25 protein-coding genes are annotated in these 25,585 nt (G+C 71.8%); 23 read left to right on the top strand and 2 right to left on the bottom strand.

The window, feature by feature from the left end; translation table 11 throughout:
• The first annotated feature begins 47 nt into the window (after positions 1–47).
• The 7 genes from ACP7BP_RS16910 (at position 48) to ACP7BP_RS16880 (ending at position 5,358) form a co-directional block, all read left to right on the top strand.
• Complete coding sequence (locus ACP7BP_RS16910) at positions 48–1,343, top strand: HNH endonuclease (protein ID WP_426246261.1); 1,296 nt, start codon at positions 48–50, stop codon at positions 1,341–1,343.
• A gap of 318 nt (positions 1,344–1,661) precedes the next feature.
• Positions 1,662–2,420 (top strand): translation initiation factor IF-3, encoded by a 759-nt coding sequence (gene infC / locus ACP7BP_RS16905; RefSeq protein ID WP_426246761.1) that lies wholly within the window; start codon positions 1,662–1,664, stop codon positions 2,418–2,420.
• 131 nt (positions 2,421–2,551) lie between these two features.
• Positions 2,552–2,746 carry a 50S ribosomal protein L35 gene (gene rpmI, locus ACP7BP_RS16900; RefSeq protein WP_426246260.1) on the top strand — a complete coding sequence of 65 codons (195 nt, stop codon included), beginning with the start codon at positions 2,552–2,554 and terminating at the stop codon, positions 2,744–2,746.
• Positions 2,747–2,802: 56 nt separating this feature from the next.
• Positions 2,803–3,195 (top strand): 50S ribosomal protein L20, encoded by a 393-nt coding sequence (gene rplT, locus ACP7BP_RS16895; RefSeq protein WP_426246259.1) that lies wholly within the window; start codon positions 2,803–2,805, stop codon positions 3,193–3,195.
• Between the two features lie 108 nt (positions 3,196–3,303).
• Positions 3,304–4,314, top strand: a complete 1,011-nt coding sequence (locus ACP7BP_RS16890; protein ID WP_426246257.1) for an aldo/keto reductase family protein — start codon at positions 3,304–3,306, stop codon at positions 4,312–4,314.
• A complete protein-coding gene (locus tag ACP7BP_RS16885) occupies positions 4,304–5,098 on the top strand; it encodes a TrmH family RNA methyltransferase (RefSeq protein ID WP_426246256.1) in 795 nt (264 codons plus the stop codon). The genes ACP7BP_RS16890 and ACP7BP_RS16885 overlap by 11 nt, the downstream gene beginning before the upstream one ends.
• A complete protein-coding gene (locus tag ACP7BP_RS16880; protein WP_426246255.1) occupies positions 5,095–5,358 on the top strand; it encodes a DUF4031 domain-containing protein in 264 nt (87 codons plus the stop codon). Before ACP7BP_RS16885 ends, ACP7BP_RS16880 begins: the two co-directional genes overlap by 4 nt.
• Here ACP7BP_RS16880 and ACP7BP_RS16875 read toward each other — a convergent pair.
• A complete protein-coding gene (locus ACP7BP_RS16875) occupies positions 5,306–5,947 on the bottom strand; it encodes an HD domain-containing protein (RefSeq protein WP_426246254.1) in 642 nt (213 codons plus the stop codon). The two genes, ACP7BP_RS16880 and ACP7BP_RS16875, sit on opposite strands and share 53 nt — an antisense overlap.
• Positions 5,948–5,976: 29 nt before the next feature.
• Between ACP7BP_RS16875 and ACP7BP_RS16870 the strand changes: the two genes are divergently transcribed.
• The 5 genes from ACP7BP_RS16870 to pheT all read left to right on the top strand — a co-directional run bounded on the left by ACP7BP_RS16870 (position 5,977) and on the right by pheT (position 14,026).
• Positions 5,977–7,026, top strand: coding sequence for an ATP-binding protein (locus ACP7BP_RS16870; RefSeq protein WP_426246253.1), 1,050 nt, complete (start codon positions 5,977–5,979; stop codon positions 7,024–7,026).
• Between the two features lie 69 nt (positions 7,027–7,095).
• Positions 7,096–7,812 carry a response regulator transcription factor gene (locus ACP7BP_RS16865; protein ID WP_426246252.1) on the top strand — a complete coding sequence of 239 codons (717 nt, stop codon included), beginning with the start codon at positions 7,096–7,098 and terminating at the stop codon, positions 7,810–7,812.
• A complete protein-coding gene (locus ACP7BP_RS16860) occupies positions 7,809–10,391 on the top strand; it encodes a DUF4153 domain-containing protein (protein WP_426246251.1) in 2,583 nt (860 codons plus the stop codon). The genes ACP7BP_RS16865 and ACP7BP_RS16860 overlap by 4 nt, the downstream gene beginning before the upstream one ends.
• A gap of 42 nt (positions 10,392–10,433) precedes the next feature.
• Positions 10,434–11,531: a phenylalanine--tRNA ligase subunit alpha gene (pheS, locus tag ACP7BP_RS16855; RefSeq protein ID WP_426246250.1), complete on the top strand. Its 1,098-nt coding sequence runs from the start codon at positions 10,434–10,436 to the stop codon at positions 11,529–11,531.
• Positions 11,531–14,026 (top strand): phenylalanine--tRNA ligase subunit beta, encoded by a 2,496-nt coding sequence (gene pheT / locus ACP7BP_RS16850; RefSeq protein WP_426246248.1) that lies wholly within the window; start codon positions 11,531–11,533, stop codon positions 14,024–14,026. Before pheS ends, pheT begins: the two co-directional genes overlap by 1 nt.
• 134 nt (positions 14,027–14,160) lie before the next feature.
• On the opposite strand, the gene ACP7BP_RS16845 is transcribed toward pheT, so the two are convergent.
• Positions 14,161–14,955 (bottom strand): maleylpyruvate isomerase family mycothiol-dependent enzyme, encoded by a 795-nt coding sequence (locus ACP7BP_RS16845; RefSeq protein WP_426246246.1) that lies wholly within the window; start codon positions 14,953–14,955, stop codon positions 14,161–14,163.
• A gap of 77 nt (positions 14,956–15,032) precedes the next feature.
• On the opposite strand from ACP7BP_RS16845, the gene argC reads away from it, so the two are divergent.
• Genes argC through ACP7BP_RS16790 form a run of 11 tightly spaced genes read left to right on the top strand, consistent with a single transcriptional unit; the run spans position 15,033 to position 25,127 of the window.
• Complete coding sequence (gene argC, locus ACP7BP_RS16840) at positions 15,033–16,067, top strand: N-acetyl-gamma-glutamyl-phosphate reductase (protein ID WP_426246245.1); 1,035 nt, start codon at positions 15,033–15,035, stop codon at positions 16,065–16,067.
• Positions 16,064–16,477: an ACT domain-containing protein gene (locus ACP7BP_RS16835; RefSeq protein ID WP_426246243.1), complete on the top strand. Its 414-nt coding sequence runs from the start codon at positions 16,064–16,066 to the stop codon at positions 16,475–16,477. The genes argC and ACP7BP_RS16835 overlap by 4 nt, the downstream gene beginning before the upstream one ends.
• Positions 16,474–17,625: a bifunctional glutamate N-acetyltransferase/amino-acid acetyltransferase ArgJ gene (argJ, locus tag ACP7BP_RS16830; RefSeq protein ID WP_426246242.1), complete on the top strand. Its 1,152-nt coding sequence runs from the start codon at positions 16,474–16,476 to the stop codon at positions 17,623–17,625. The genes ACP7BP_RS16835 and argJ overlap by 4 nt, the downstream gene beginning before the upstream one ends.
• Entirely contained in the window at positions 17,622–18,521 is a 900-nt protein-coding gene (argB, locus tag ACP7BP_RS16825; RefSeq protein ID WP_426246240.1) for an acetylglutamate kinase, read from the top strand. Before argJ ends, argB begins: the two co-directional genes overlap by 4 nt.
• Positions 18,518–19,711: an acetylornithine transaminase gene (locus ACP7BP_RS16820; protein WP_426246239.1), complete on the top strand. Its 1,194-nt coding sequence runs from the start codon at positions 18,518–18,520 to the stop codon at positions 19,709–19,711. The genes argB and ACP7BP_RS16820 overlap by 4 nt, the downstream gene beginning before the upstream one ends.
• Entirely contained in the window at positions 19,708–20,643 is a 936-nt protein-coding gene (argF, locus tag ACP7BP_RS16815) for an ornithine carbamoyltransferase (RefSeq protein WP_426246237.1), read from the top strand. Before ACP7BP_RS16820 ends, argF begins: the two co-directional genes overlap by 4 nt.
• Positions 20,640–21,221, top strand: coding sequence for an arginine repressor (locus tag ACP7BP_RS16810; protein ID WP_426246235.1), 582 nt, complete (start codon positions 20,640–20,642; stop codon positions 21,219–21,221). Before argF ends, ACP7BP_RS16810 begins: the two co-directional genes overlap by 4 nt.
• Positions 21,218–22,648 (top strand): argininosuccinate synthase, encoded by a 1,431-nt coding sequence (gene argG, locus ACP7BP_RS16805; RefSeq protein WP_426246234.1) that lies wholly within the window; start codon positions 21,218–21,220, stop codon positions 22,646–22,648. The genes ACP7BP_RS16810 and argG overlap by 4 nt, the downstream gene beginning before the upstream one ends.
• Before the next feature lie 19 nt (positions 22,649–22,667).
• Positions 22,668–23,129, top strand: coding sequence for an NUDIX hydrolase (locus ACP7BP_RS16800; protein WP_426246232.1), 462 nt, complete (start codon positions 22,668–22,670; stop codon positions 23,127–23,129).
• A complete protein-coding gene (gene argH, locus ACP7BP_RS16795; RefSeq protein WP_426246230.1) occupies positions 23,126–24,544 on the top strand; it encodes an argininosuccinate lyase in 1,419 nt (472 codons plus the stop codon). Before ACP7BP_RS16800 ends, argH begins: the two co-directional genes overlap by 4 nt.
• A complete protein-coding gene (locus tag ACP7BP_RS16790) occupies positions 24,528–25,127 on the top strand; it encodes a DNA-3-methyladenine glycosylase (protein ID WP_426246229.1) in 600 nt (199 codons plus the stop codon). Before argH ends, ACP7BP_RS16790 begins: the two co-directional genes overlap by 17 nt.
• Positions 25,128–25,585: the final 458 nt, after the last annotated feature.

Genomic DNA, 25,585 nt, shown 5'->3' with positions numbered 1-25,585 from the left:
CGGCATCGGGGCGCCGAAATGTCGGTGGTCCCTGGTTGGCTTCTCGTATGGCGATCACCACGAGCGAGCTTCCCGACACCGCGTCCGCGGTGCTCGCGTTCGCACGCTCCCGCCGGCAGGTGGCGGACCGGGCGGAGGCGGAGCTGCTGGTCGCAGCCTGTGAGTGGGCCGACCTGCACCCTCCCGAGTCGGTGTCGGATGCGGCCGCATTCACGATGCCGGGTGGGGGTGAGCACGAGGAGCCGGTCGCCGGCCCGGGCGCACCACTGGTCGCGGAGTTCTGCATTCCCGAGTTCGGTGCCGTCCTCGGCCTGTCGACCACCGCGGCGAAGCAGCTGATCGGCCAAGCCCTCGAGCTGCGGCACCGGCTCCCGAGGTTGTGGCGCCGGGTCCAAGCCGGTGACCTCCCGGCGTGGCGGGCCAGGCGGGTCGCCGAGACCACCATCCACGCCCGGCTCTCACCCCAAGGGGCGGCGTACGTCGACGCCCAGCTGGCCCCGTTCGCGCACCGCACCACGGTTTCGGCCGTCGACCGGATGGTGGACGCGGCCATCGCCCGGTTCGAACCGCAGCGTGCCGCCGAGACGGCCCGGCTCGCCGCCGACGGCCGACATGTGACCATCGAGGACCAGCAGGTGTCCTTCGCGGGCACCATGCGGGTCACCGCCGAGCTCGACCTCGCCGACGCCCTGGACTTCGGTGCCGCCATCACCCACGGCGCCGAGACCCTCAAGACACTCGGGTCCGAGGAGTCCCTCGATGCTCGGCGGGCCGCCGCGGTCGGAGAGCTCGCGCGCACGCAGCTGTCGCTCGACCTGGCCGCGTCGCCGCCGGTTGAGGAGCCTGCGGTGCAACCGTCTCGAAACCAAGGCACCCCACCACCGGCCCGGGCGGTGGTCCTGCACGTGCACCTGACCGAGGACGACCCGGTCGCCCGGCTCGAGCCCGGCACCCTGGCCACGATCGACCAGGTCCGGCACTGGTGCGCCCGATCCCACACCCAGGTGGTCATCAAGCCGGTCCTCGACCTCAACGAACCCATCGTGTGCGACGGCTACCAGCCCCCACCGCGGCTGCGCGAGCAGGTGATCCTCCGCGACCGCATCTGCGTGTTCCCCTGGTGCACGAGACCCGCCCGGGGCTGCGACCTCGACCACATCGTCCCCTGGGAACACGGCGGCCCCACAAGCACCACCAACCTCGCCGCCCTGTGCCGCCGACACCACCGCCTCAAGACCCATTCGGCCTGGGCATATCAACGCACCGGCCCCGCGGCGTACACCTGGACCAGCCCCCACGGCCACACCTACGTCCGCGACGACACCGGCACCGAGCCGGGTTGACCACCACGCCCCACACCCCGCCTGGGCATCGTCGGGCGGGGGTGACGGGCCTGTGCCCTGCGCTGGCTAAGCACACGATTAGGACACCCGCGGAATGCTCGGCTAGCATTCGGTGTTGTTCAACCACCAAGCGGAGGCGAGCTCCAAGCGCCCCCCACCCGCATCGATCGCCGTTCTCGCAAGAGGGCACAGGTCGTCGGGTCCGGTCCGAGGCAGTACGACATCAGTGCAACCCGTCGTACCACCTCGAAGCGTGTTCCCTGAGTGGGGAGTGCACGGTGACTGGCTTCCGCGAGGTTTCGCGGGAGCCATCGTTGCATTTCGGGCCAGCCCAATCCCGGGCAGTGCGAGGCAGCGGTACCCGACTCCCGTCCCACCACCCATGGAGGACACATCAGCACCGAGCTGCGCATCAACGACCGGATCCGGGTTCCCGAGGTCCGGCTCGTCGGACCCAACGGCGAAACGGTCGGCATTGTCCCGACCGACCAGGCGTTGAAGCTTGCCCAGGAGGCGGACCTCGACCTCGTCGAGATCGCGCCCCAAGGTCGACCCCCCGTGTGCAAGCTCATGGACTACGGGAAGTTCAAGTACGAAAACGCCCAGAAGGCCCGTGAGGCACGCCGGAACCAGACGAACGTGATCATCAAGGAGATGAAGCTTCGTCCGAAGATCGACGCGCACGACTACGAGACGAAGAAGGGCCACGTGGTCCGCTTCCTCCGTGCCGGCGACAAGGTGAAGATCACCATCATGTTCCGTGGTCGCGAGCAGCACCGTCCCGAGCTGGGCTTCCGGCTGCTCCAGCGCCTTGCCGAGGACGTCACGGAGCTGGGCTTCGTCGAGTCCGCGCCCAAGCAGGACGGCCGCAACATGATCATGGTGCTCGGCCCGCACAAGAAGAAGGCCGACGCCCGCGTCGACATCCAGGCCGAGAAGGACACCAGGGCAGCCGAGCGTGCCGCCGCGGTGGCCGACGAGCAGGCGGAGCGCGACGCAGCGCACGCCGCCGGCCCGGTCGCCAAGAAGAGAGAGCGCGGCCGCTCCGAGAACCTCGATCCGGAGATCGAAGCGTGACGAAGTCACGCATCGACCGACCAGATCGTGGGCGACGTAGTCGCCCAGCGTGAGGAGTCACGCCCCGCTCGAGCCGGTCGTGACCCACGTCGCGACCACGACCTGAACCACTCAAGAAGGAACGGACTGACATGCCGAAGAACAAGAGCCACTCCGGTGCCGGCAAGCGCTTCCGCGTGACCGGCTCGGGCAAGATCCTTCGCGAGAAGGCCGGCAAGCGCCACAACCTCGAGAAGAAGTCTTCCCGGGTCACCCGTCGCATGACGGGCACCGTCGAGCTCGCCAAGTCCGACGTCAAGCGTGCCAAGAAGATGCTCGGCCTCTGAGTCGCCCGACTCACGCCAGCCGCACCCCCCACAAGTTGTTGAGCAAGGAGTAAGAAATGGCACGCGTCAAGCGGGCGGTCAACGCCCACAAGAAGCGCCGGGTCGTCCTCGAGCGGGCCTCCGGCTACCGCGGTCAGCGTTCGCGCCTGTACCGCAAGGCCAAGGAGCAGGTCACCCACTCGCTGGTCTACAGCTACAACGACCGCCGCAAGAACAAGGGCAACTTCCGCAAGCTGTGGATCCAGCGGATCAACGCCGCGGCCCGCGCGCAGGGGATGACCTACAACCGGTTCATCCAGGGCCTGAACCTCGCCGGCATCGAGGTCGACCGCAAGATCCTCGCCGACCTGGCGGTCAACGACATCGCCGCGTTCAACGTGCTCGTCGAGGCCGCCAAGGCTGCGCTGCCCGATGACGTCAACGCGCCCAAGGCCGACGCCACCGCCTGACCCCACGGTCGGGCGCGAACCACGCGCTCATGCCTCGCCCCCGGCACCGCACGGTGCCGGGGGCGAGGTGCGTCTCGGTCCGTCCGGGGCGGTGGCTACGGTGGGCCCATGAAGTTTCGATACCTGGGCAACAGCGGACTCAAGATCTCCGAGATCACCTACGGCAACTGGCTCACCCACGGCTCCCAAGTGGAGAACGACGTCGCCACCCAGTGCGTGCGGGCCGCACTCGACGCCGGCATCTCGACGTACGACACGGCAGACGTCTACGCCAACACCGCGGCGGAGACCGTGCTCGGCGAGGCGCTCAAGGGCGAACGCCGCGAGAGCCTCGAGATCTTCACGAAGGTCTACTGGCCCACCGGCCCCAAGGGCAAGAACGACACCGGCCTCTCCCGCAAGCACATCATGGAGTCGATCGACGGCTCCCTGCGCAGGCTGCAGACCGACTACGTCGACCTCTACCAGGCACACCGCTACGACACCGAGACGCCGCTCGAGGAGACGATGCAGGCCTTCGCCGACGTCGTACGCCAGGGCAAGGCCCTCTACATCGGCGTGAGCGAGTGGACCGCCGACCAGATCCGCGCGGGTCACGCGCTGAGCAAGGAGCTCGGCTTCCAGCTGATCTCCAGCCAGCCGCAGTACTCCATGCTCTGGCGGGTCATCGAGGAGGAGGTCGTGCCCACCTCGCGCGAGCTCGGCGTCTCCCAGATCGTCTGGAGCCCTATCGCGCAGGGCGTGCTCACCGGCAAGTACAAGCCGGGGGAGCAGCCGCCGGCCGGCTCGCGCGCCACCGACGAGAAGGGCGGGGCCGACATGGTCAAGCGCTTCATGAACGACGACGTGCTCGGCCGCGTGCAGAAGCTGGAGCCGGTCGCCGGCGACGCGGGCCTGACCATGGCGCAGTTGGCCGTCGCCTGGGTGCTGCAGAACGACAACGTCGCCGCCGCCCTCATCGGCGCCTCGCGGCCCGAGCAGGTGGCCGAGAACGTCAAGGCCGCCGGCGTCGTGCTGGACCCCGAGGTGATGTCCGCGATCGACGAGGCCCTGGGCGACGTCGTGGAGCGGGATCCCGCCAAGACCGCCGAGGGTTCCCCGCAGACGCGTGTCGCCTGACGGACCGGCGCGGCCACTGGCGGCCTCGAACGGTCGGGTCAAGGCCGCGCGCAGGCTGGCGCGGCGACCCGACCGGACCGAGCAGCGCCTGTTCCTCGCCGACGGAGCCAAGGCGGTCGAGGGTGCCCTCTCGGTCGAGGGCTGCGTGGTCGAGGTGTTCGCCACCCCGTTCGCGGCCGACGGACACCGCGAGCTGCTGGCCGCCGCGGAGCGGGTGACCCTCGTCGACGAGCGGGCCATGGCCGGGCTCTCCGACTCGGTCAACCCCTCCGGGGTCGTCGCGGTGTGCCGCTTCGTCGACGTCCCGTTCGACGCGATCCGGACGCCGCCCCGCCTGGTCGCCATCGCTGCGTGGGTGCGTGATCCCGGCAACGCCGGCACGCTCATCCGCACGGCCGACGCGGCCGGGGCCGACGGGGTGGTGCTGGCCGGGACCACGGTCGACGCCTACAACCCGAAGACGGTCCGCGCCACCGTGGGCAGCCTCTTCCACCTGCCGATCGTGGTCGAGCCCGATCCCGTGGCCGCGGTCGAGGCGGCCCGCGCGGCGGGGCTCACCGTGCTCGCCGCCACCGGCGACGCAGCAGTCGACCTCTACGACGCCGACCTGTCGGGCCCGACCGCCTGGGTGTTCGGCAACGAGGCATGGGGTCTGCCGAGCCAGCTCGCCGACCTGGCCGACCACCGCGTCGCCATCCCGATCCACGGCCGCGCCGAGAGCCTCAACCTCTCGACCGCCGCCGCGATCTGCCTCTACGCCTCGGCACGCGCCCACCGGTCATGATCCTCATCGACCCGCCCGCGGTGCCTCGGTACGGCCGAGTGTGGTCGCACCTGGCCAGCGACGCGTCGTACGGCGAGCTGCACGCCTTCGCGGCGGCGCAGGGGATCCCCGCTCGGGGCTTCGACCGCGACCACTACGACGTGCCTGGGGAGCACTACGACGCCATGGTCGAGGCCGGGGCGCGCCCGGTGTCGTCGCGGGAGCTGGTCATCGCGCTGCGTCGGGCCGGTCTGCGGCGCCCGAAGGCGGCTCGGGCCTGAGCCCCCGCAGCCCCTCCAGCTCGGCGCCGACGTTGGCCCGTGCCGCTGCCTCCCAGTGCCCACGGGCGTGCGTCGTGTGGAACAGCGTCTCCTTCGCCAGCAGGTCGGCCAGGACGTCCGCTCGACCGGCGGCGAAGTCGGCGTCGGAGACGTGGGCGTACTCGCGGCGCACCGACGCGACGTACTCGCGGTAGCGCTCGGCCGGGGCAGCCAGGATCGCCAGGTCGGCGTCGGAGAGCGCGCACCCGTTGCGGTCGTCCGCGTCCGGGCGGTGCGTGGCGGTGAGCCGCACCAGCCGGGCCACCTCGGCCGCATTCACGTCCTCCGGCAGCGCCCGCTCGGCCCACCGGGCTGACAGCTCCTCGTCGTCGCCTCCGCCGGCGTAGACGGAGTCGTGGAACCACGCCGCGAGCAGCACCGGCTCCCGGTCGAAGTCGGCTCCGGCCCGCTCGAGCTCGCCGAGCCGCTCCAGCACCTCGGTCAGGTGCCGGAGGTCGTGGTAGCCGCGGGACGGATCGGCGTATGCCGCGATGAGCTCGTCGCGCAGCCCGTCGTACCCGGACAGCGGCCACCACCGGGAAAGGGTCATGGCGCCATTCAAGCGACTAGATTCACCCTGTGCATGCGACCGCGCAGGAGTCCCTCGACCTGCTGCCCGACGGGGTGGTGATGGCGGACGCCGGCGGGACCGTCGTGGCTGCCAACCGGACGGCGGCGGTGCTCTTCGCCCGACCCGTCGACGAGCTCGTCGGCCGGCCGCTGCAGGAGGTGCTCACCCTGGTCGACCAGGACGGCCGCGACTGGGTGTCCGAGAACCGGCCGTACGACGGCCTGCGCACCCGCACCGGCGTGCCCGAGCAGTCGTGGCTGCTCTCCAGCGGGCTCGAGGTCCTCGTCAACGCGAAGCTGCACCGGCGCGACGTGTCGTCGCCGGTGGACCTGCTCGTGGTGAGCCTGCGCAACGGCCGCGGCCGGGCGCGCCTGGACCGCGAACGCTCCGACCTGGTGGCCACCGTCGCGCACGAGCTGCGGTCGCCGCTCACCGGCGTGAAGGGGTTCGTCCAGGCGATGCTGAACCGCTGGGACAAGCTGACCGACGAGCAGAAGAAGCTGATGCTGGCCACGGTCAACGCCGACGCCGACCGGCTCAGCCGGCTGATCGCCGAGCTGCTCGACGTGGCCCGGATCGACACCGGCCGGCTCAGCCTCTACCCCCGGGAGTCCGACGCAGCGGTGCTGGTCAGCAGGGCGGTCGACTCCGTGCGGGCCGGCACCGCCCGCCCCATCGAGCTGTCGGTGGCCGACTCGCTTCCGGAGGTCTTCGCCGACCCCGACAAGTTCACCCAGGTGGTCACCAACCTCATCGAGAACGCCGTCCGGCACGGTGAGGGCACGGTGCACGTGAGCCTCGCTCCCTTGCCTGCCGGCGGCGAGTTCCCGGGGATCGAGCTCGTCGTCTCCGACGAGGGCGAGGGCATCCCCGAGCAGCTTCGTCGCCGGGTGTTCACGAAGTTCTGGACGCAGGGCGTCAGCGGCGGGTCCGGCCTCGGCCTCTACATCGTCGGGGGGCTCACCCGCGCCCACGGCGGGCACGTCGGCATCAGCGAGGCCGACGGCGGTGGTGCGCGCGTGACCGTGGTGTGGCCCGGCGACGACCGGCGCGGCTAGGCCCGATCTCCACACAACCTTCACGAGTCGCCCCGGCTTCCTGCCCGGCCGGGCTCCTAGGCTCGCCACGTGAGCCAGCCGACCAGCCCAGACCTCCCAGCGCGCGCCCGCCGACGAGTGCTCGTGGTCGAGGACGACCCGGTCATCAACGACGCGGTGACCCGTCGCCTCGTCGCGGAGGGGTACGACGTCACCCAGGCGTGGGACGGTCCCGCGGCCGTGACGGCGGCCGCCGAGGCCAGGCCCGACGTGCTGGTCCTCGACGTGATGCTGCCCGGCTTCGACGGGCTCGAGGTGTGCCGCCGCGTGCAGGCCGTCAGCCCGGTGCCGGTGCTGATGCTGACCGCGCGCGACGACGAGGCCGACATCCTGGCCGGGCTCGCCGTGGGGGCCGACGACTACCTCACCAAGCCCTTCGGCATGCGCGAGCTGGTGGCGCGCATCAGCGCCCTGCTGCGGCGCGTGGAGCGGGCCGGGGTGCTGGCGGCCCAGCCGGCCGGCGTACTCACCGTCGGCGACCTGCGCGTGGACACCGGCCCTCGCCGGGTCACCGTGGCCGGCGCGGAGGTGCACCTGACGCCGACGGAGTTCGACCTGCTCGTCTGTCTCGCCGGTGAGCCGGGGAACGTGCTGACCAGGGAGCGCCTGCTCGCAGACGTGTGGGACTGGCCCGATGCTTCGGGCACGCGCACGGTCGACAGCCACGTGAAGGCCCTGCGCGCCAAGCTCGGCGCCGGCCGGGTGCGCACCATCCACGGCGTCGGCTACGCGCTGGAGACACCGTGACCGGGGAGCCGCTCGGCCGGGTCACCTCGATCAAGGTGAAGCTCGGCCTGCTGGTGGCTGCGAGCGTCGTCGTCGCCACCGTCGTCGGGACCGCCGGTGCGGCCGGGGGAGTGACGCCCTGGCTGGCCGTCCCTGTGACCGTGGCCGTCGCGTTGGGTGTGACGCAGCTGCTGGCGGCCGGGATGACGAGTCCGCTGAGGCAGATGACCGAGGTGGCCCGTCAGATGGCGCGCGGTGACTACTCCGGTCGCGTCGACGCCTCGGCGGGCGACGAGGTCGGCGAGCTGGCCCGCACCTTCAACCAGATGGCTGCCGACCTCGGCCACGTCGACGGGGAGCGCCGGGCGCTGGTGGCCACCGTGTCGCACGAGCTGCGCACACCGGTCGCCGCCCTGACCGCGCGCCTCGAGAACCTGGCCGACGGTGTCGAGGCCTCCGACGACGAGGCCCTGGAAGGAGTGCTCGCCCAGGCCCGTCGGCTCGGCGGCCTGGTCGACGACCTGCTCGACCTGTCGCGGGTCGACGCCGGCGTCGCCGCGCTCCGGCTCGCCGACATCGACGTGGCGCACTTCCTCGCCGAGCTCGTCGACACCGGCACGCCGCCCGGACGGGGAGTGACCTACGACGTCTCGACGCCCGACGGCCTCACGGTGCGGGCCGACCCGCCGCGACTGCGCCAGCTCGTGGGAAACCTCCTCGACAACGCGGCGCGGCACAGCCCTGCGGGCGGGTCGGTCACGGTGCGGGCCAGCGCCGGTCCGCGCAGCTGGACCCTCGAGGTCACCGACTCCGGACCCGGGGTCCCGACCGGCGACCGGGAGCGCATCTTCGAGCGGTTCGGCACCCTCACCGGTCACGAGGGTGGAGGCACCGGGCTCGGCCTCGCCATCGCCCGCTGGGTGGCCGACCTGCATGGCGGCTCCATCCGCTTCACCGACCCCGACCCCGACGACGGCGTCGGCGGCGCGCGGGTCGTGGTGACCCTGCCCCTGCTGCCGTCCGCGACCCACAGCCCACGACCTCCGGGGGAGACCAGCATGACCGTGACACCCGTACCCACCGACGCGACCGTCCCGACTCCCGTCGCAGTGGCCCCGCCCTCTCTCATCGCTCCGGTCTTCGGGGCGTTCTGGCCCGAGGACGACGTCCCCGGACGTCGCGACCTGGTGGGCGCTGCCCTCGCCGTCGGCGTCCTGGCGGGCGTCGTACTCCCGTTCAGGCAGCCCGGCCTGGCGCTGTTCATGGTGCTCGTGGCCGGGACCTCGACGCTGGCATACGCCGCCCGGAACCGTCGTGACCCCTTCACCATGGCCTGCCTGGCCGGCTGCGCGCTGCTGTGCCTGCCCGTGCTGCTGCTCGACGCTGTCTGGATCTCGACGCTCTGCTGGATGGCCGGCGGCATCCTGGCCCTGATCGGCGTGACCCAGGGCCGGAGCGTGCCCTCGTTCGTGCTCGCCGGGCTGTCCTGGCCGCTGGCCTCGCTGCGCGGTCTGCCGTGGTTCGGCCGCACCCTCCAGGGGCTCGCCGGCCGGGGCCGCGGGCCGGGCCTCCTCCGCACCGTCGTGTGGTCGCTGCTGGCAGTGGTGGTGTTCGGGCTGTTGTTCGCCTCCGCCGACGCCCTCGTCGCGTCCTGGCTGGGTGCGCTGGTGCCCGACTGGACCATCGACACGTTCGTGCTGCGCGCGTTCGTCGCAGGCGCTGTCTTCGCCCTGCTGCTGGCGGGGGCCTACCTCGCCCTCAACCCGCCCCGCACTCACGCCGCCGACCTCGCCACGCCGAAGCCGGTGCGGCACCGCTACGAGTGGCTGGCGCCCGTGCTGCTGGTCGACGCGGTCTTCGCGCTGTTCCTGGTCGCCCAGGCCACCGTCGTCTTCGGCGGCCACGACTACCTCGAGCGCACCACCGGCCTGACCTACGCCGACTACGTCCACCAGGGCTTCGGCCAGCTGACCGTCGCGACCGCGCTCACCCTCCTCGTGGTCTGGGCGGCGTCCCGGAAGGCGGCGCGCACGACGCTGGCCGACCGGGTCGCGCTGCGCGCCTCGCTCGGCGCGCTGTGCCTGATGACGCTCGTCGTGGTCGCCTCGGCGCTGTTCCGCATGAGCGTCTACCAGGACGCCTACGGCTTCACCCGGCTGCGGCTGCTGGTCGACGTCTTCGAGGGCTGGCTCGGGCTGGTGGTGCTCGCGGTGCTGGTGGCCGGGCTGCGGCTCGAGGGCCGCTGGGTCCCTCGCGCAGCCGTCCTCAGCGGGGCGGTCGCGCTGGCCGGCCTCGCCGTGCTCAACCCCGACGCATGGATCGCCCGCCACAACATCGACCGCTACGAAGCGACCGGCAAGGTCGACTTCGACTACCTCGGCGGGCTGTCCGCCGACGCGGTCCCGGAGCTGATGAGGCTGCCGGAGGCCGAGCGGGCCTGCGCGCTGCCGAGCGGCTGGGGCAGGGACGACGAGTGGACCGACGACTGGCTTGCGTGGAACCTCGGCCGGGCCCGCGCCGGCGACGCTGTCGGCGGCGAGAGTCTTCCGGCGCCGCCGCCTACGTCCTGTCCCGGGGACCTGGGCGTCCGCGGCCGCTAACCCGGTGGTGGCCGGGCACGGCGCGTTCCTAGACTGACGCCCATGTCAGGGCCCAACTCCGATTACGACCCCGTCGAGGTCACCCCCCTCAAGCTCGAGGAGGTCGAGGCGATGCGCGACGCCGCTCTGGCGGCCGTCGCCGGGGCCGCCGACCTCGACGAGCTCAAGCAGGTGCGGCTCGACCACGTGGGCGACCGCTCGCCGCTGGCCCTGGCCAACCGCGAGATCGGGGCGCTGCCGCCGCAGGCACGCAAGGACGCCGGCCAGCGTGTCGGCCAGGCACGGGGCGCGGTCAACCAGGCGCTCGGGCAGCGCCAGGTGGTGCTGGAGGCCGAGCACGAGGAGCGGATGCTGGTCGAGGAGACCGTGGACGTCACGCTCCCCACCGACAGGCGCCCGGTCGGCGCGCGGCACCCGATCACGACGTTCTCCGAGCGCGTCGCTGACGTGTTCGTGGCGATGGGCTGGGACGTCGCCGAAGGCCCGTGGGTCGAGGCCGAGTGGCTCAACTTCGACGCCCTCAACATGGGTGCCGACCACCCCGCGCGCACCATGCAGGACACCTTCTGGCTGGAGCCCGCCGACGCCGCACTGGTGCTCCGCACGCACACGTCGCCGGTGCAGGCGCGCACGATGCTGACGCAGCAGCCGCCGATCCACGTGATCTGTCCTGGCCGCGTCTACCGCACCGACGAGATCGACGCCACGCACTCGCCCGTCTTCCACCAGGTTGAGGGCCTGGTGGTCGACAAGGGCATCACGATGGCCCACCTCAAGGGCACGCTCGACCACATGACCGAGGCGCTCTTCGGGGAGGGCATCTCGACGCGCTTCCGGCCGTCGTACTTCCCCTTCACCGAGCCCTCGGCCGAGATGGACATGGTCTGCTTCGTCTGCCGAGGAGTGGACTCCGACGCCTGCCGGACCTGTCGGGGAGAGGGGTGGATCGAGCTCGGTGGCTGCGGCGTCGTCAACCCGCGCGTGCTCGTCGCGTGCGGCATCGACCCCGACGTCTACACGGGCTTCGCCTTCGGCTTCGGCATCGACCGGATGCTGATGTTCCGCCACGGCGTCGCCGACCTGCGCGACGTCTTCGAGGGAGACGTCCGCTTCGCCCAGCCGTTCGGAGTCGAGATCTGATGAAGGCCCCCCTGTCCTGGATCCGTGAGTACGTCGACCTGCCGGCCGGCGTGTCCCTGGACGACCTCACCTGGCGACTGACCATGCTCGGCCTCAAGCTCGAGGGCCTGCACCACCCGGCCGACGAGATCACCGGCCCGCTGGTGATCGGTCGCGTGCTGACGCTCGAGAAGGAGCCGCAGAAGAACGGCAAGACCATCAACTGGTGCACCGTGGACGTCGCGGGCGCCAACGGCACCGGCGAACCGCAGGGCATCGTCTGCGGCGCCCACAACTTCGTCGAGGGCGACCTCGTCGTGGTCTGCCTGCCCGGGGCGGTGCTCCCGGGCGGCTTCGCGATCAGCGCCCGCAAGACCTACGGGCACGTCTCCGCCGGCATGATCTGCTCGGCGAGCGAGCTCGGCCTGCCCGACGACTCGTTCGGCGGTCAGGACGGCATCATCGTGCTGCCGCCCGGCACCGGTGCGCCCGGCGACGACGCGTTCGGCGTGCTCGGCCTCGACGACGCCGTCATCGAGTTCGAGATCAACCCCGACCGTGCCTACGCGCTGTCGGTGCGCGGCATCGCCCGCGAGGCCGCGCTCGGGTTCTCCGCGCCGTACGCCGACCCCGCGCACCGCGACACGCCTGCTGCCAACGAGCAGGGCTACCCCGTCGTCGTCGACGACGCCCCGGGCTGCCCGGTCTTCGTGGCCCGCAGCGTCACCGGCTTCCGGCCCGACGCCCCGACGCCCGACTGGATGGCGCGCCGGCTCACGCAGGCCGGTATGCGGCCCATCTCGCTGGGCGTCGACATCACCAACTACGTCATGCTCGAGCTCGGCCAGCCGCTGCACGCCTACGACCGCGACCGGCTCGCCGGCCCGATCCGGGTGCGGCGGGCGAGCGCGGGCGAGCAGATCACCACCCTCGACGGCGTACGCCGCACGCTCGACGCCGAGGACCTCCTGATCACCGACGACTCCGGTCCGATCGGCATTGCCGGCACCATGGGCGGCCAGACCACGGAGCTGTCGGAGACCACGACCAGCGTCGTCATCGAGGCCGCCCACTTCGACGCGGTCTCGATCTTCCGGTCCGAGAAGCGGCACAAGCTGCCGTCGGAGGCGTCCAAGCGCTTCGAGCGGGGTGTCGACCCCGAGCTCCCGACAGCCGCCGCCGACCGTGCCGTCGCCCTCATGGTCGAGCTCGGGGGTGCGACCGACGACGGGGGAGTGACGGTCGTGGGCGCCCCTCCGGAGCGCACCCGGATCACGATCCCGGCTGACCTGCCGGCCCGGATCAGCGGTCTCGACATCGACGCCGGCACCGCGCGGGACCACCTCGCAGCCGTCGGCTGCGACGTCACGCCCGACGGCGACCAGCTCACCGCGGTCGTGCCGAGCTGGCGACCCGACCTCACCGACCCCTACGACCTGGTCGAGGAGGTGGTGCGGATCGTCGGCTACGACACGCTGCCGTCGGTGCTGCCCGCCGCCCCCGCCGGTCATGGCTGGACCCCCGTCCAGCGCCTGCGCCGCCGCGTCGGGCTGACCCTGGCCGGCGCCGGCTGGACCGAGGCGGTCACCTACCCGTTCGTCGGCGAGGCCGACTGGGACCGTCTCACCCTGCCCGCCGACGACCCGCGTCGTACGGCGCTCCGCATCGCCAACCCGCTCAACAACGAAGAGCCGCTCCTCACGACGACCCTGCTCCCGGGGCTCCTCAAGGCGCTGGCGCGCAACGTGGGGCGGGCCAACGCCGACATCGCGCTCTTCGAGCACTCGCTGGTCTTCCGTCCGACCGGCAACGAGAAGGCCCCGATCCTGGGTGTCGACGGTCCGCCCACGGCTGAGGAGTGGGCGGCCATCGAGAAGGCGGTGCCCAGCCAGCCCATGCACCTCGCCGTCGCCGTGTCCGGTCAGCGCGAGCGATCGGGCTGGTGGGGAGCCGGCCGTGAGGCGGGCTGGGCCGACGCGATCGGCGCCGTCCGCGACGTAGCCCGCGCGCTCGGAGTCGAGGTGGACGTCCACGCCGACTCGTCGGCGCCCTGGCACCCCGGCCGGTGTGCCGCCTTCAGGATCGGCGAGCGGGTGATCGGCTACGGAGGCGAGCTGCACCCGTCGGTCTGCCGTGCGTACGGCGTGCCGCCCCGCACTGCGGTCGCCGAGGTCGACCTCGACGCTCTCCTCGAGCGGGCCCAGCAGGTCGTCCCGGGGCCGACGTTCTCGTCGTACCCCGTGGCGAAGGAGGACGTGGCGCTCGTCGTCGACGCCTCCGTGCCGGCTGCGTCCGTCGAGGCGGCGCTGCGCGAGGGCGCCGGCGAGCTGCTGGAGTCGATCCAGCTCTTCGACGTCTACACAGGCCCGCAGGTGGGAGACGGCAAGAAGTCGCTGGCCTACGCGCTGCGCTTCCGGGCAGCCGACCGCACGCTCACCGAGGCCGAGACGACGTCCGCGCGGGACGCCGCCGTGGCCGCGGCCGCGGAGCGGACCGGAGCCGTGCAGCGCGCCTGAGGTCGCCGTCGTCGCTGGGCCGGCCGGATGGCTACCTGTCCCGGTTTTGCGCGAACGTTCCAACAAAGCGCGTTGCGCGAACGTTCCAACAACGGCTCAGGGCTCGCCAAGACCCGGCCTGCGCCCCCCGGCGGCTAGTTGATCGGCTGGTCCACGATCGCCCGGAAGGCGTCGTACACCGTGCGGTCACCGGTCACGTCGATCTCGTCGTCACCGGCCCGCCGCCACAGCCAGGCGTCGAGCGCGGCGGCCGGACCCGAGATGAGGCAGTCCGGCTCGCCGCCCGGGTCGTCGATGACCGAGATGTCGGCCTCGTCGGCGTAGGTCGTCCCGCTGCCGGGGTCGGTGCCCGCGAAGACGCCGAGCCGCACCCACACGTGGTCGTCGGTGTCGATGCAGTCGACCCGCAGAACCTGTTCACCCGGCGTGAACGTGCCCCACGCCGGCGTGCCCCCGAACATCACGTCGAGCGTCTCCTGCACCCCGTCGGCGGCCAGCTGCGCGTCGAGATCGGTCACGTCGCCGGCGGTCTGCTCGGCGTCGAGGCGGTGGATGAGCGCCTCGTGCGCCTGGCGCCGGAAGATGAACCCGACGGTCTGCTCCTGCGACCACGTCCAGGCCGGGCCCGCCGGGTCGGCGAGCGCCAGCGCGTCGATGAGAGCGGCCGAGCACTCGGCGTAGAGATCGAGCAGGTCGGCGTACGCCGCCGGACGCTCGCGCTCCTGGACCGCCTCGGGGTCGGCGGCACCCTGCACGATGCGGCTCCAGAACCACTGCACCCCGGTGAGGTGCCAGAGCAGGTCAGCGGCGTCCCACTCGGGGCAGGCCGGCACCGAGGCTGCCGGGTCGCAGGTCGCGAGCACCTCACCGAAGCGTGCCGAGTCGCGGCGGATGTGGTCGAGGTAGGCGTCGAACTCCAGGCGCGTCATACGCTCACGCTAGGCGTGGCCACCGACACTTCGCACCCGCTTAACATGAACATGCAGTGTCATGTATATTCATACGCATGACGAGCGCAATCAGGGTGGCCGTGGCCGGCGCGAGTGGGTACGCCGGCGGCGAGGTGCTGCGGCTCCTCCTGGCTCACCCGCGGGTGGAGATCGGTGCCGTGACAGCGGGCAGCAACGCCGGAGAGCCCCTCGGTGCCCTCCAGCCGCACCTGCTCCCGCTCGCGGACCGGATCCTCGAGGCCACCACGCCCGAGACGCTCGCGGGCCACGACGTGGTCGTGCTCGCCCTCCCGCACGGCCAGTCGGGAGCCGTCGCCGACGCGCTCGGCGACGACACCGTGGTGATCGACTGCGGCGCCGACTTCCGGCTGTCCGATCCCGCCGCCTGGGCCAGGTTCTACGGCGGCGAGCACGCGGGAGCCTGGCCGTACGGCCTGCCCGAGCTTGCCGACCAGCGCAGCGTCCTGCGGGCGGCGAGGCGGATCGCCGTACCCGGCTGCTACCCCACGGTCAGCACCCTCACGATCGCCCCCGCGCTGGCGGCCGGCCTGATCGCTCCCGACATCACGGTGGTCGCGGCCTCCGGCACCTCGGGCGCGGGCCGAGCGGTCAAGCCGCACCTGATGGGGTCGGAGGTTATGGGCAACGCCAGCGCCTACGCGGTCGGCGGGACGCACCGGCACACGCCCGAGATCGTGCAGAACCTCCAGCTCGTCCACGACGGCGCCGTGGCGGTGAGCTTCACCCCGCTCCTTGTGCCGATGGCTCGGGGCATCCTGGCCACGGTCAGCGCCCCGCTGGCCGCCGGCGTCACCGCCGACGACGCGTACGCCGCCTATGACAAGGCCTACGCCGACGAGCCGTTCGTCCACCTGCTGCCCCCGGGCCAGTGGCCGCAGACGCAGTCGGTCACCGGCGCCAACACCGTCCACCTGCAGGTCACCGTCGACGAGACGGCCCGCAGGCTGGTGGCGGTCGGCGTCGTCGACAACCTGACCAAGGGCACCGCCGGCGCCGCCGTGCAGTGCCTCAACCTCGCCCTCGGCCTCGACGAGACCCTCGGGCTGACGACCGTCGGAGTCGCCCCGTGAAGCTGCACCAGTTCCCCGAGACCCTGGCCGTCGTCAAGCTGCCGCCGGGCGGTGAGGTGCCCGAGTGGGCGGAGTCGTCGTCGATCTTCTCGATCACCGCGACCGCGACCGAGACGTCGCTCGTGTGCGCCGGGCGCAGCGTGCCGACCAAGTCCGTGCACCAGAAGCCCTTCACCGCCTTCCAGGTCGAGGGACCGCTCGACTTCGCGCTCACCGGCGTGCTGAGCGAGCTGCTGGTGCCGCTCGCCGAGGCCGAGATCAGCGTCTTCACGCTGTCGACCTACGACACCGACTGGCTCCTGGTGCCGACGAAGGATGCCGACCGGGCGGCCGAGGAGTGGCGACGACGAGGGCACGAGGTCGCCCCCGCCACTCCCGTCAAGCCCGGAAAGAAGCCAAGGAAGAAATGACTGTCACCCACCCCGCCGGCTTTGCCGCATCCGGCGTCGCCGCCGGACTCAAGTCCAGCGGCGCCCCCGACCTCGCCCTCGTCGTCAACGAGGGCCCGACCTACGACTCGGCCACCGTGTTCACGGCCAACCGGTGCAAGGCCAACCCGGTGCTGTGGAGCCAGGAGGTCGTCAAGGACGGCGTCGTGCGCGCCGTCGTGCTCAACTCCGGCGGGGCCAACTGCTACACCGGGCCCGACGGCTTCCAGACCACGCACGCGGTGGCCGAGCGCGTGGCCGAGCGCATCGGCGCGGGCGCCATCGACGTCGTCGTGTGCTCGACCGGCCTGATCGGGCTCGCCAACCCGCGCGAGAACCTGCTCGCCGGCGTCGACGCTGCCCACCAGGCACTCTCGTACGACGGCGGTGCCGCCGCCGCGACCGCCATCATGACCACCGACTCGGTGAGCAAGCAGGTCGTCGTCGAGGGTGCCGGCTGGTCGATCGGCGGGATGGCCAAGGGCGCCGGGATGCTCGCGCCGCAACTGGCGACGATGCTGGTGGTGCTGACCACCGACGCGGTCGTGCCCGCCGCCGACCTCGACACCGCCCTGCGCGCCGCCACCCGGGTCAGCTTCGACCGCCTCGACTCCGACGGCTGCATGTCGACCAACGACACGGTGACCGTGATGGCCAGCGGCGCGAGCGGCATCACGCCCACCCTGGCCGACTTCACCGCCGCGCTCACCCAGGCCTGCACGGACCTGGCGATGCAGCTGCTCGCGGACGCCGAGGGCGCCGACCACGAGATCGCGATCACGGTCCTGAACGCGGCGAGCGAGGACGACGCCGTCGAGGTGGGCCGCAGCATCGCGCGAAGCAACCTCTTCAAGGCCGCGGTCTTCGGCAACGACCCCAACTGGGGCCGGGTGCTGGCCAGCATCGGCACCACGCAGGCGGCCTTCGACCCCGCCGACCTCGACGTGGCCATGAACGGCGTGTGGGTCTGCCGCGAGTCCACCCCGGCCGCCGACCCGGCGACCGTCGACCTGACCGGTCGCGACGTGACCGTGACGGTCGACCTCAAGGCCGGCGACCAGCGGGCCACCGTGTGGACCAACGACCTCACCCACGCCTACGTGCACGAGAACAGCGCCTACGCCTCATGAACCTCGAGAAGGCACACGTCCTCGCCGGAGCCCTGCCGTGGCTGATGAAGTACCACGGCAAGACCATCGTGGTGAAGTACGGCGGCAACGCGATGACCGACGACACCTTGAAGAAGGCGTTCGCCGAGGACATCGCGTTCCTGCGCTTCGCCGGGTTCAAGCCGGTCGTGGTGCACGGAGGCGGACCGCAGATCTCGGCGATGCTCGACCGGCTCGACATCAAGAGCGAGTTCCGCGGCGGCCTGCGCGTGACCACCCCCGAGGCGATGGACGTCGTCCGGATGGTGCTCGTCGGCCAGGTGCAGCGCGAGCTCGTGGGCCTGATCAACCAGCACGGCCCGCTCGCGGTTGGCCTCTCCGGCGAGGACGCCGGCCTCTTCACCGCCGAGGCGACCAACACCGTCGTCGACGGCGAGGAGGTGTCCCTCGGCCTCGTCGGCGAGGTCGCCCGGGTGCGACCCGAGGCGGTCCGCGACCTCGTCGAGGCCGGCCGGATCCCGGTGATCTCGAGCGTGGCTCCCGACGTCGACGGTGTCGTGCACAACGTCAACGCCGACACGGCCGCTGCCGCCCTGGCCGTGGCTCTGCAGGCCGAGAAGCTGCTCGTACTGACCGACGTCGAGGGCCTCTACCGCGACTGGCCGCACAGCCAGGACGTCATCCAGGAGATCAGCCCCGAGTCGCTCGCCGAGCTGATGCCGACGCTGTCGAGCGGGATGGTGCCCAAGATGGGCGCCTGCCTGAAGGCAGTCCAGAACGGCGTCCCGCGCGCCACGGTCGTCGACGGCCGCGCGCCGCACGCCGTACTCCTGGAGATCTTCACCGCCGAGGGCGTGGGCACCCAGGTGCTGCCCGGCGTCGCCACCAAGATCCGCCCCGCCGGAGGAGCAGCATGACCCGCCAAGACGAGTGGAACGAGCGGTACGCCGCATCGCTGATGAACACCTTCGGCCCGCCCAAGGCGGTGCTCGCCCGTGGGATGGGCGCGCACGTCTGGGACGTCGACGGCCGGGAGTACGTAGACCTGTTCGGCGGCATCGCCGTCAACGCCCTCGGACACGCCCACCCGGCGCTGGTCCAGGCAGTGACCGCGCAGCTGCAGACCCTGGGGCACGTGTCCAACTTCTTCGCCACCTCGCCCCAGGTCGAGCTGGCCGAGCGCCTCCTCGCCCTGCTCGGCACCCCCGGCAAGGTCTTCCTGTCCAACTCCGGCACGGAGGCCAACGAGGCCGCGCTCAAGCTGACCCGGCGCACCGGCCGGACCCACGTCGTCGCGGCCGAGGGCTCGTTCCACGGCCGCACCATGGGTGCGCTCTCGCTCACCAGCAAGGAGGCCTACCGGCGGCCGTTCGAGCCCCTGCCGGGAGACGTCACGTTCGTCCCGTACGGCGACTCCGAGGCGCTCGCCGCCGCCGTCACGGACCGTACGGCGGCCGTCATCCTCGAGCCCATCCAGGGCGAGGCGGGCGTGCTGCTGCCTCCCGCCGGCTACCTCGCGGACGCGCGTCGGATCACCTCCGCGGCCGGCGCGCTGCTGTGGCTCGACGAGGTGCAGACCGGCATCGGTCGCACGGGTCGCTGGTTCGCCCACCACTCGGTGCCCGAGCTCCTCGACAGCCCGCCCGACCTGGTCACGCTGGCCAAGGGACTCGGCGGTGGCCTGCCGATCGGAGCCACCCTGGCGACGGGTGCCGCGGCCGACCTGCTCGAGCCGGGCAACCACGGCACCACCTTCGGGGGCAACCCGGTCGCCTGCGCCGCGGCTCTCGCGGTACTCCAGACCATCGTCCACGAGGGGCTGCTGGACCACGTGGAGTTCACCGGGAAGCGGCTGGCCGACGCCGTCGCGTCGGCGCCCGGGGTCACCGAGGTGCGGGCCGTCGGCCTGATGATCGGAGCCGACCTGGACGCCGACCTCGGGCCCGCGGTCGTCGACGCCGGCCGAGACGCGGGATACCTGCTCAACAGCACCGGTCCGCACACCCTGCGGTTCGTGCCGCCGCTGGTGCTCACCGACGACGACGTCGACGTCTTCGCCGACGCGTGGCCGGGCATCCTCCGGGCAGCGGGGGAGGCGACACGATGAGCCGCCACTTCCTGCGCGACGACGACCTCAGCCCGTCCGAGCAGGCCGAGGTGCTGGCGCTGGCCGCCGAGCTCAAGCGGTCGCCGTACGACACGAAGAGCCTGGCCGGGCCGCGGACCGTGGCCATGATCTTCGACAAGCAGACCCTGCGCACCCAGGCGTCGTTCTCCGCCGGGATCGCCGAGCTCGGCGGATTCCCGATGCAGGTCGACGGCAGGCTGGCCGGCATCGGGGTCCGCGAGTCGGTCGCCGACGTCGCGCGCGTGCTCGGCCGACAGGCCACGGCGATCGTCTGGCGCACCACCGGCCAGGAGCGACTCGACGCGATGGCGGAGCACTCCGGGGTGCCGGTCGTCAACGCCCTCACCGACGACTTCCACCCCTGCCAGCTGCTCGCCGACCTGCAGACCGTGCAGGAGCACCTCGGCCGGCTCGCCGGCGTGACCGTGACGTTCCTCGGTGACGGCGCCTGCAACATGGCGCACTCCTGGCTGCTGGCCGGAACGACCGCCGGCATGCACGTGCGAGTGAGCGGCCCCGAGGGCTTCCAGCCGCGCGCCGACGTCGTCGTCCGGGCCACCGAGCTCGCGGCCACGACCGGTGGCAGCGCGGTGGTCGAGCCAGACCCGGAGAAGGCGGCTCTGGGCGCCGACGTCCTGGTCACCGACACGTGGGTCTCGATGGGCCGCGAGGAGGAGTCCGTCGACCGCCTCACCGCGCTCGCGCCCTACCGGCTCACGCAGGCGCTGCTCGACCTCGCCAGCGCCGAGGCGATTGCCATGCACTGCCTGCCGGCCTACCGCGACAAGGAGATCGCCGCGGAGGTGATGGACGGACCGCGCAGCGTGGTCTGGGACGAGGCGGAGAACCGTCGGCACGCCCAGAAGGCGATCCTGACGTGGCTCCTGCGGCAATGGGGGATCACGCCGTGAGCAGTACCGCCCAGAGCCCGCTCACCAAGAACGCCCGCCACCAGCAGATCATCGACCTGGTGTCGCGTCACCAGGTCAGGTCGCAGACCGAGCTCGCCGACCTGCTCGGCGGTCGCGGCGTGCACGTCACCCAGGCCACGCTCTCGCGCGACCTCGTCGAGCTCGACGCCGTCAAGGTGCGCGCGGGCGGCGGTGCTCTCGTCTACGCCGTCCCGGGCGAGGGCGGCGACCGCAGCCCTGCAGGGCACGAGACCACGGCCGCCGCCAGCGCGCGGCTGTCCCGTCTCTGCGTCGAGCTCCTCGTGAGTGCCGAGGCGTCGGCCAACCTGGTCGTGCTCCGCACCCCGCCCGGCGCGGCGCAGTTCCTCGCCTCGGCCTTCGACAAGGCCGAGCTCGCCGACGTCCTCGGCACCATCGCGGGCGACGACACCGTGCTCGTCATCGGTCGCAAGCCCGCCGGCGGGGAGGAGCTCGCCCAGCGGTTCCTCGCCCTCGCGACCGACCATCCGAGCCATCCCGACTCACCCTCCACCGACACCCCCACTGAAACTCCCACTGACAAGGAACCGACACCGTGAGCAAGGTCCTCACCACCCTCCCCAAGGGCGAGCGCGTCGGCATCGCGTTCTCCGGGGGCCTCGACACCTCCGTCGCCGTGGCGTGGATGCGCGACAGGGGCGCCGTGCCCTGCACCTACACCGCCGACATCGGCCAGTACGACGAGCCCGACATCTCCGGCGTACCCGCGCGTGCGAAGCAGTACGGCGCCGAGATCGCCCGCTCCGTCGACTGCCGCCCTCAGCTGGTCGAGGAGGGCCTGGCCGCGCTGGCGTGCGGCGCCTTCCACATCCGCTCGGGCGGCCGCGCGTACTTCAACACCACCCCGCTCGGCCGTGCCGTCACCGGCACGATGCTCGTACGGGCGATGCACGAGGACGGCGTCGACATCTGGGGCGACGGATCGACGTTCAAGGGCAACGACATCGAGCGGTTCTACCGCTACGGGCTCCTCGCCAACCCCGACCTGCGCATCTACAAGCCGTGGCTCGACGCCGACTTCGTGCACGAACTCGGCGGGCGCGCCGAGATGAGCCAGTGGCTGACCGCGCACGACCTGCCCTACCGCGACAGCCAGGAGAAGGCCTACTCCACCGACGCGAACATCTGGGGCGCGACCCACGAGGCCAAGACCCTCGAGCACCTCGACGTGTCGCTGGAGATGGTCGAGCCCATCATGGGCGTGAAGTTCTGGGATCCCGCGCTCGAGATCGCACCCGAGGACGTCACCGTCCGCTTCGACCGCGGGCGTCCGGTCGCCGTCAACGGCCACGTGTACGCCGACCCGGTCGCCCTCGTGCACGAGCTCAATGTGATCGGCGGCCGACACGGGCTGGGCATGTCCGACCAGATCGAGAACCGGATCATCGAGGCCAAGTCGCGCGGCATCTACGAGGCGCCGGCGATGGGCGTGCTCTTCATCGCCTACGAGCGGCTGCTCAACGCGATCCACAACGAGGACACGATCGCCAACTACCACAGCCAGGGGCGCCAGCTGGGCCGGCTGCTCTACGAGGGTCGCTGGCTCGACCCGCAGGCGCTGATGCTTCGGGAGTCGATCCAGCGGTGGATCGCCTCGCTGGTGACCGGCGAGGTGACGATCCGGCTGCGCCGCGGCGAGGACTACACGGTGCTGCGCACGGACGGCCCGGCGTTCTCCTACCACCCTGACAAGCTCTCGATGGAGCGCACCGAGAACGCCGCGTTCGGGCCCACCGACCGCATCGGCCAGCTCACCATGCGCAACCTCGACATCGCCGACTCGCGCTCCAAGCTCGAGCTCTACGCCACCCAGCCGCTCGACGAGGGGCAGGTCCTCGTCGAGCACGGCACCCTGCTGGGCGAGCTCGAGGCCGGCGGGGCCGACCGGATCGCCTCCAACCCGGCCGCCCGCAGCGCCGAGGACGAGGCGCTCGACAACGCCGCCATGGAGTTCGGCACCGACTAGTGCTGGAAGACTGACCGGCGTGAACGACCACCATGCCCCGGCACGGGTGACGGCGCGGGTCGTGCCGGTCAACCCGGCCGGCCAGTGCCTGCTCCTGCTCGGCACCGACCCGATCGACGAGTGCCCGCCCTACTGGTTCACCGTGGGCGGTGGCGTCGAGGCCGGGGAGACCCTGCATGAAGCAGCGGTGCGCGAGGCGCTCGAGGAGATCGGCCTCGCGGTCGACCGGGAGGCGCTGATCGGGCCGGCCCACGTCGGCCGGTGGCAGGGCCCCCGACTGCTCGTCGAGTCGCACTTCTTCGCCCTCGCCCTCGACGAGGTCGAGGTGTCCTTCTCCGGCCAGCAGCCCGACGAGGACGGCTTCATCGTCGACTGGGGCTGGCTGACCCCCGAGGCCCTGGCGACCGACGGTCGCTTCGTCAACCGAGCCCTTCCCGAGATCCTCGCGAAGGTCGTCACCGCAGCAGGAAGGTCGCAATGAGCGGCACCACCAATGAGGGCAAGCTCTGGGGCGCCCGGTTCGCCGACGGCCCGTCACCCGAGCTCGAGGCGCTCTCGCGCTCCACCCACTTCGACTGGCGCCTCACGCCGTACGACCTGGCCGGCTCGCGCGCCCACGCCAACGCCCTGCGCACGGCCGGGCTGCTCACCGACGCCGAGCACGCCGAGCTGCTCCGCGGCCTGGCGGCGCTGGGGGAGCGGTACGCCGCCGGCGAGCTGCACCCCGACCCCTCCGACGAGGACGTGCACGGTGCGCTGGAGCGGCTCCTGCTGGACGAGGTCGGGCCTGACGTCGGCGGCCGGATCCGCGCCGGGCGCAGCCGCAACGACCAGATCGCCACGCTCTTCCGGATGTTCCTGCGCGACCACGGCCGGGTGGTCGCCGGCCTGGTGCTGGATCTCGCCGAGGCGCTGGCGAGCCAGGCGCACGCGCACCTCGACGTGATCATGCCGGGCCGCACCCACCTCCAGCACGCCCAGCCGGTCCTGCTGGCCCACCACCTGCTCGCGCACGCCTGGCCGCTGCTCCGCGACCTCGACCGGCTGCACGACTGGGACGTCCGGGTGGCCGGGGGCTCGCCGTACGGCGGGGGAGCGCTGGCGGGCAGCACCCTCGGCCTCGACCCGGAGGCGGTGGCCTCGGAGCTCGGCTTCACCGGCTCCGCGGCCAACTCGATCGACGGGACGGCGGCCCGCGACTTCGTGGCGGAGTTCGCGTTCGTGACCGCGATGATCGGCGTCGACGTGAGCCGCTTCGCCGAGGAGGTCATCCTCTGGTCGACGCGGGAGTTCGACTTCGTGACGCTGCACGACTCCTGGTCCACGGGGTCGAGCATCATGCCGCAGAAGAAGAACCCCGACGTCGCCGAGCTCGCGCGCGGGAAGGCCGGCCGGCTGGTCGGCAACCTCGCAGGACTGCTGACGACGCTCAAGGCGCTGCCGTTGGCCTACAACCGCGATCTGCAGGAGGACAAGGAGCCCGTCTTCGACTCCGTCGACACCCTCGAGGTGCTGCTGCCCGCCTTCACCGGCATGGTCGCCACGCTGCGCTTCAATGCGGCCAGGATGGCCGAGCTCGCCCCTCAGGGGTTCTCGCTGGCCACCGACGTCGCCGAGTGGCTGGTGCGCGAGGGCACGCCGTTCCGGGTCGCCCACGAGGTCGCGGGTGCGTGCGTACGCCGCTGCGAGGAGCTCGGCCTCGAGCTGCACGAGCTCACCGACGAGCAGTTCGCCGACATCTCACCCGAGCTGCGGCCCGAGGTGCGCGCCGTACTCACCGCCGAGGGCTCGGTGGGTGCCCGGTCGGGGCGTGGCGGCACCTCTCCGGCACGGGTGCGTGAGCAGCTGGCCGAGCTGCGGGCCCACGTCGAGGAGGCCCGTGCCCGCCTCCGCTGACCTGCGCAGCCTGCTCGCCGGCCCGGTGCTCGAGGTGGCGCCGCTGCTGCTCGGCGCCGTCGTGCGCCACGGCGAGGTCGCGGTCCGCCTGACCGAGGTGGAGGCGTACGCCGGCTCCGAGGACCCCGGCTCGCACGCCTTTCGCGGCCGGACGGATCGAACCGCCGTCATGTTCGGGCCGCCGGCGCACCTCTACGTGTACTTCACCTACGGGATGCACTACTGCGCGAACGTGGTGTGCGGACCCGAGGGCAGCGCCTCGGCGGTGCTGATGCGCGCCGGCGAGGTGGTCGACGGCCTCGAGCCGGCACGCGCACGCCGGGGCAACTCCTCCGACCGCGACCTGGCGCGCGGTCCAGCCCGCCTCTGCCAAGCCCTCGGCGTCGACCTGGCGCAGCTCGGGTCCGATCTCGTGACGGGCGACGTGCGTCTGGAGCTGGCCGCGCCCCCCGACCCCGGGGCGGTGCGCACCGGCCCCCGGGTGGGGCTGCGGGGCGCTCCGGACCGGCCTTGGCGCTTCTGGCTGGCGAACGACCCCACGGTGTCGGCGTACCGCCCGGCGAAGCGGATCGTCGCTCGCTGACCGCGCGCACGGCGCTGACCTGCACGAATGCACCTTGGCCCACCCCGATTTGGCACCTCAGTCAGACGTGCTGCTAATGTTCCACCTGTCGCCGCAAGCGGCTCCCCCTCCGGCCGCAAGGTCAAACCGAGTGGGTGCTGCGCGCGCTGCGACCAGGACATCTCCTGGCTGGTTTCCATCGGCCGTCAACTGAGTTGACGCGGCGGGGCCAACCCGGTAAGTTTCTGAAGGTTGTCCCGGTACAAGGCTCACTGTTGCGGGTGGCGGTCGGGTGCGTCTGATTTTTGAGAACTCAACAGTGTGTCATAGTCGACGAATTAGTTTGTTATGCCCTTCGATTTTTTTGTTGGGTTTTGTTTTTTTCGGCAATGATTCTGGCGAAAGTCAGGGTTTGTTTGTCGGGAGCAAGTTTTCTACGGAGAGTTTGATCCTGGCTCAGGACGAACGCTGGCGGCGTG

Source organism: Nocardioides sp. LHG3406-4 (genome assembly GCF_049897745.1).
Lineage (GTDB): Bacteria > Actinomycetota > Actinomycetes > Propionibacteriales > Nocardioidaceae > Nocardioides.
The sequence above is the reverse complement of the archived record's forward strand: the minus strand, read 5'-3'. Positions and strand labels throughout refer to the sequence as shown.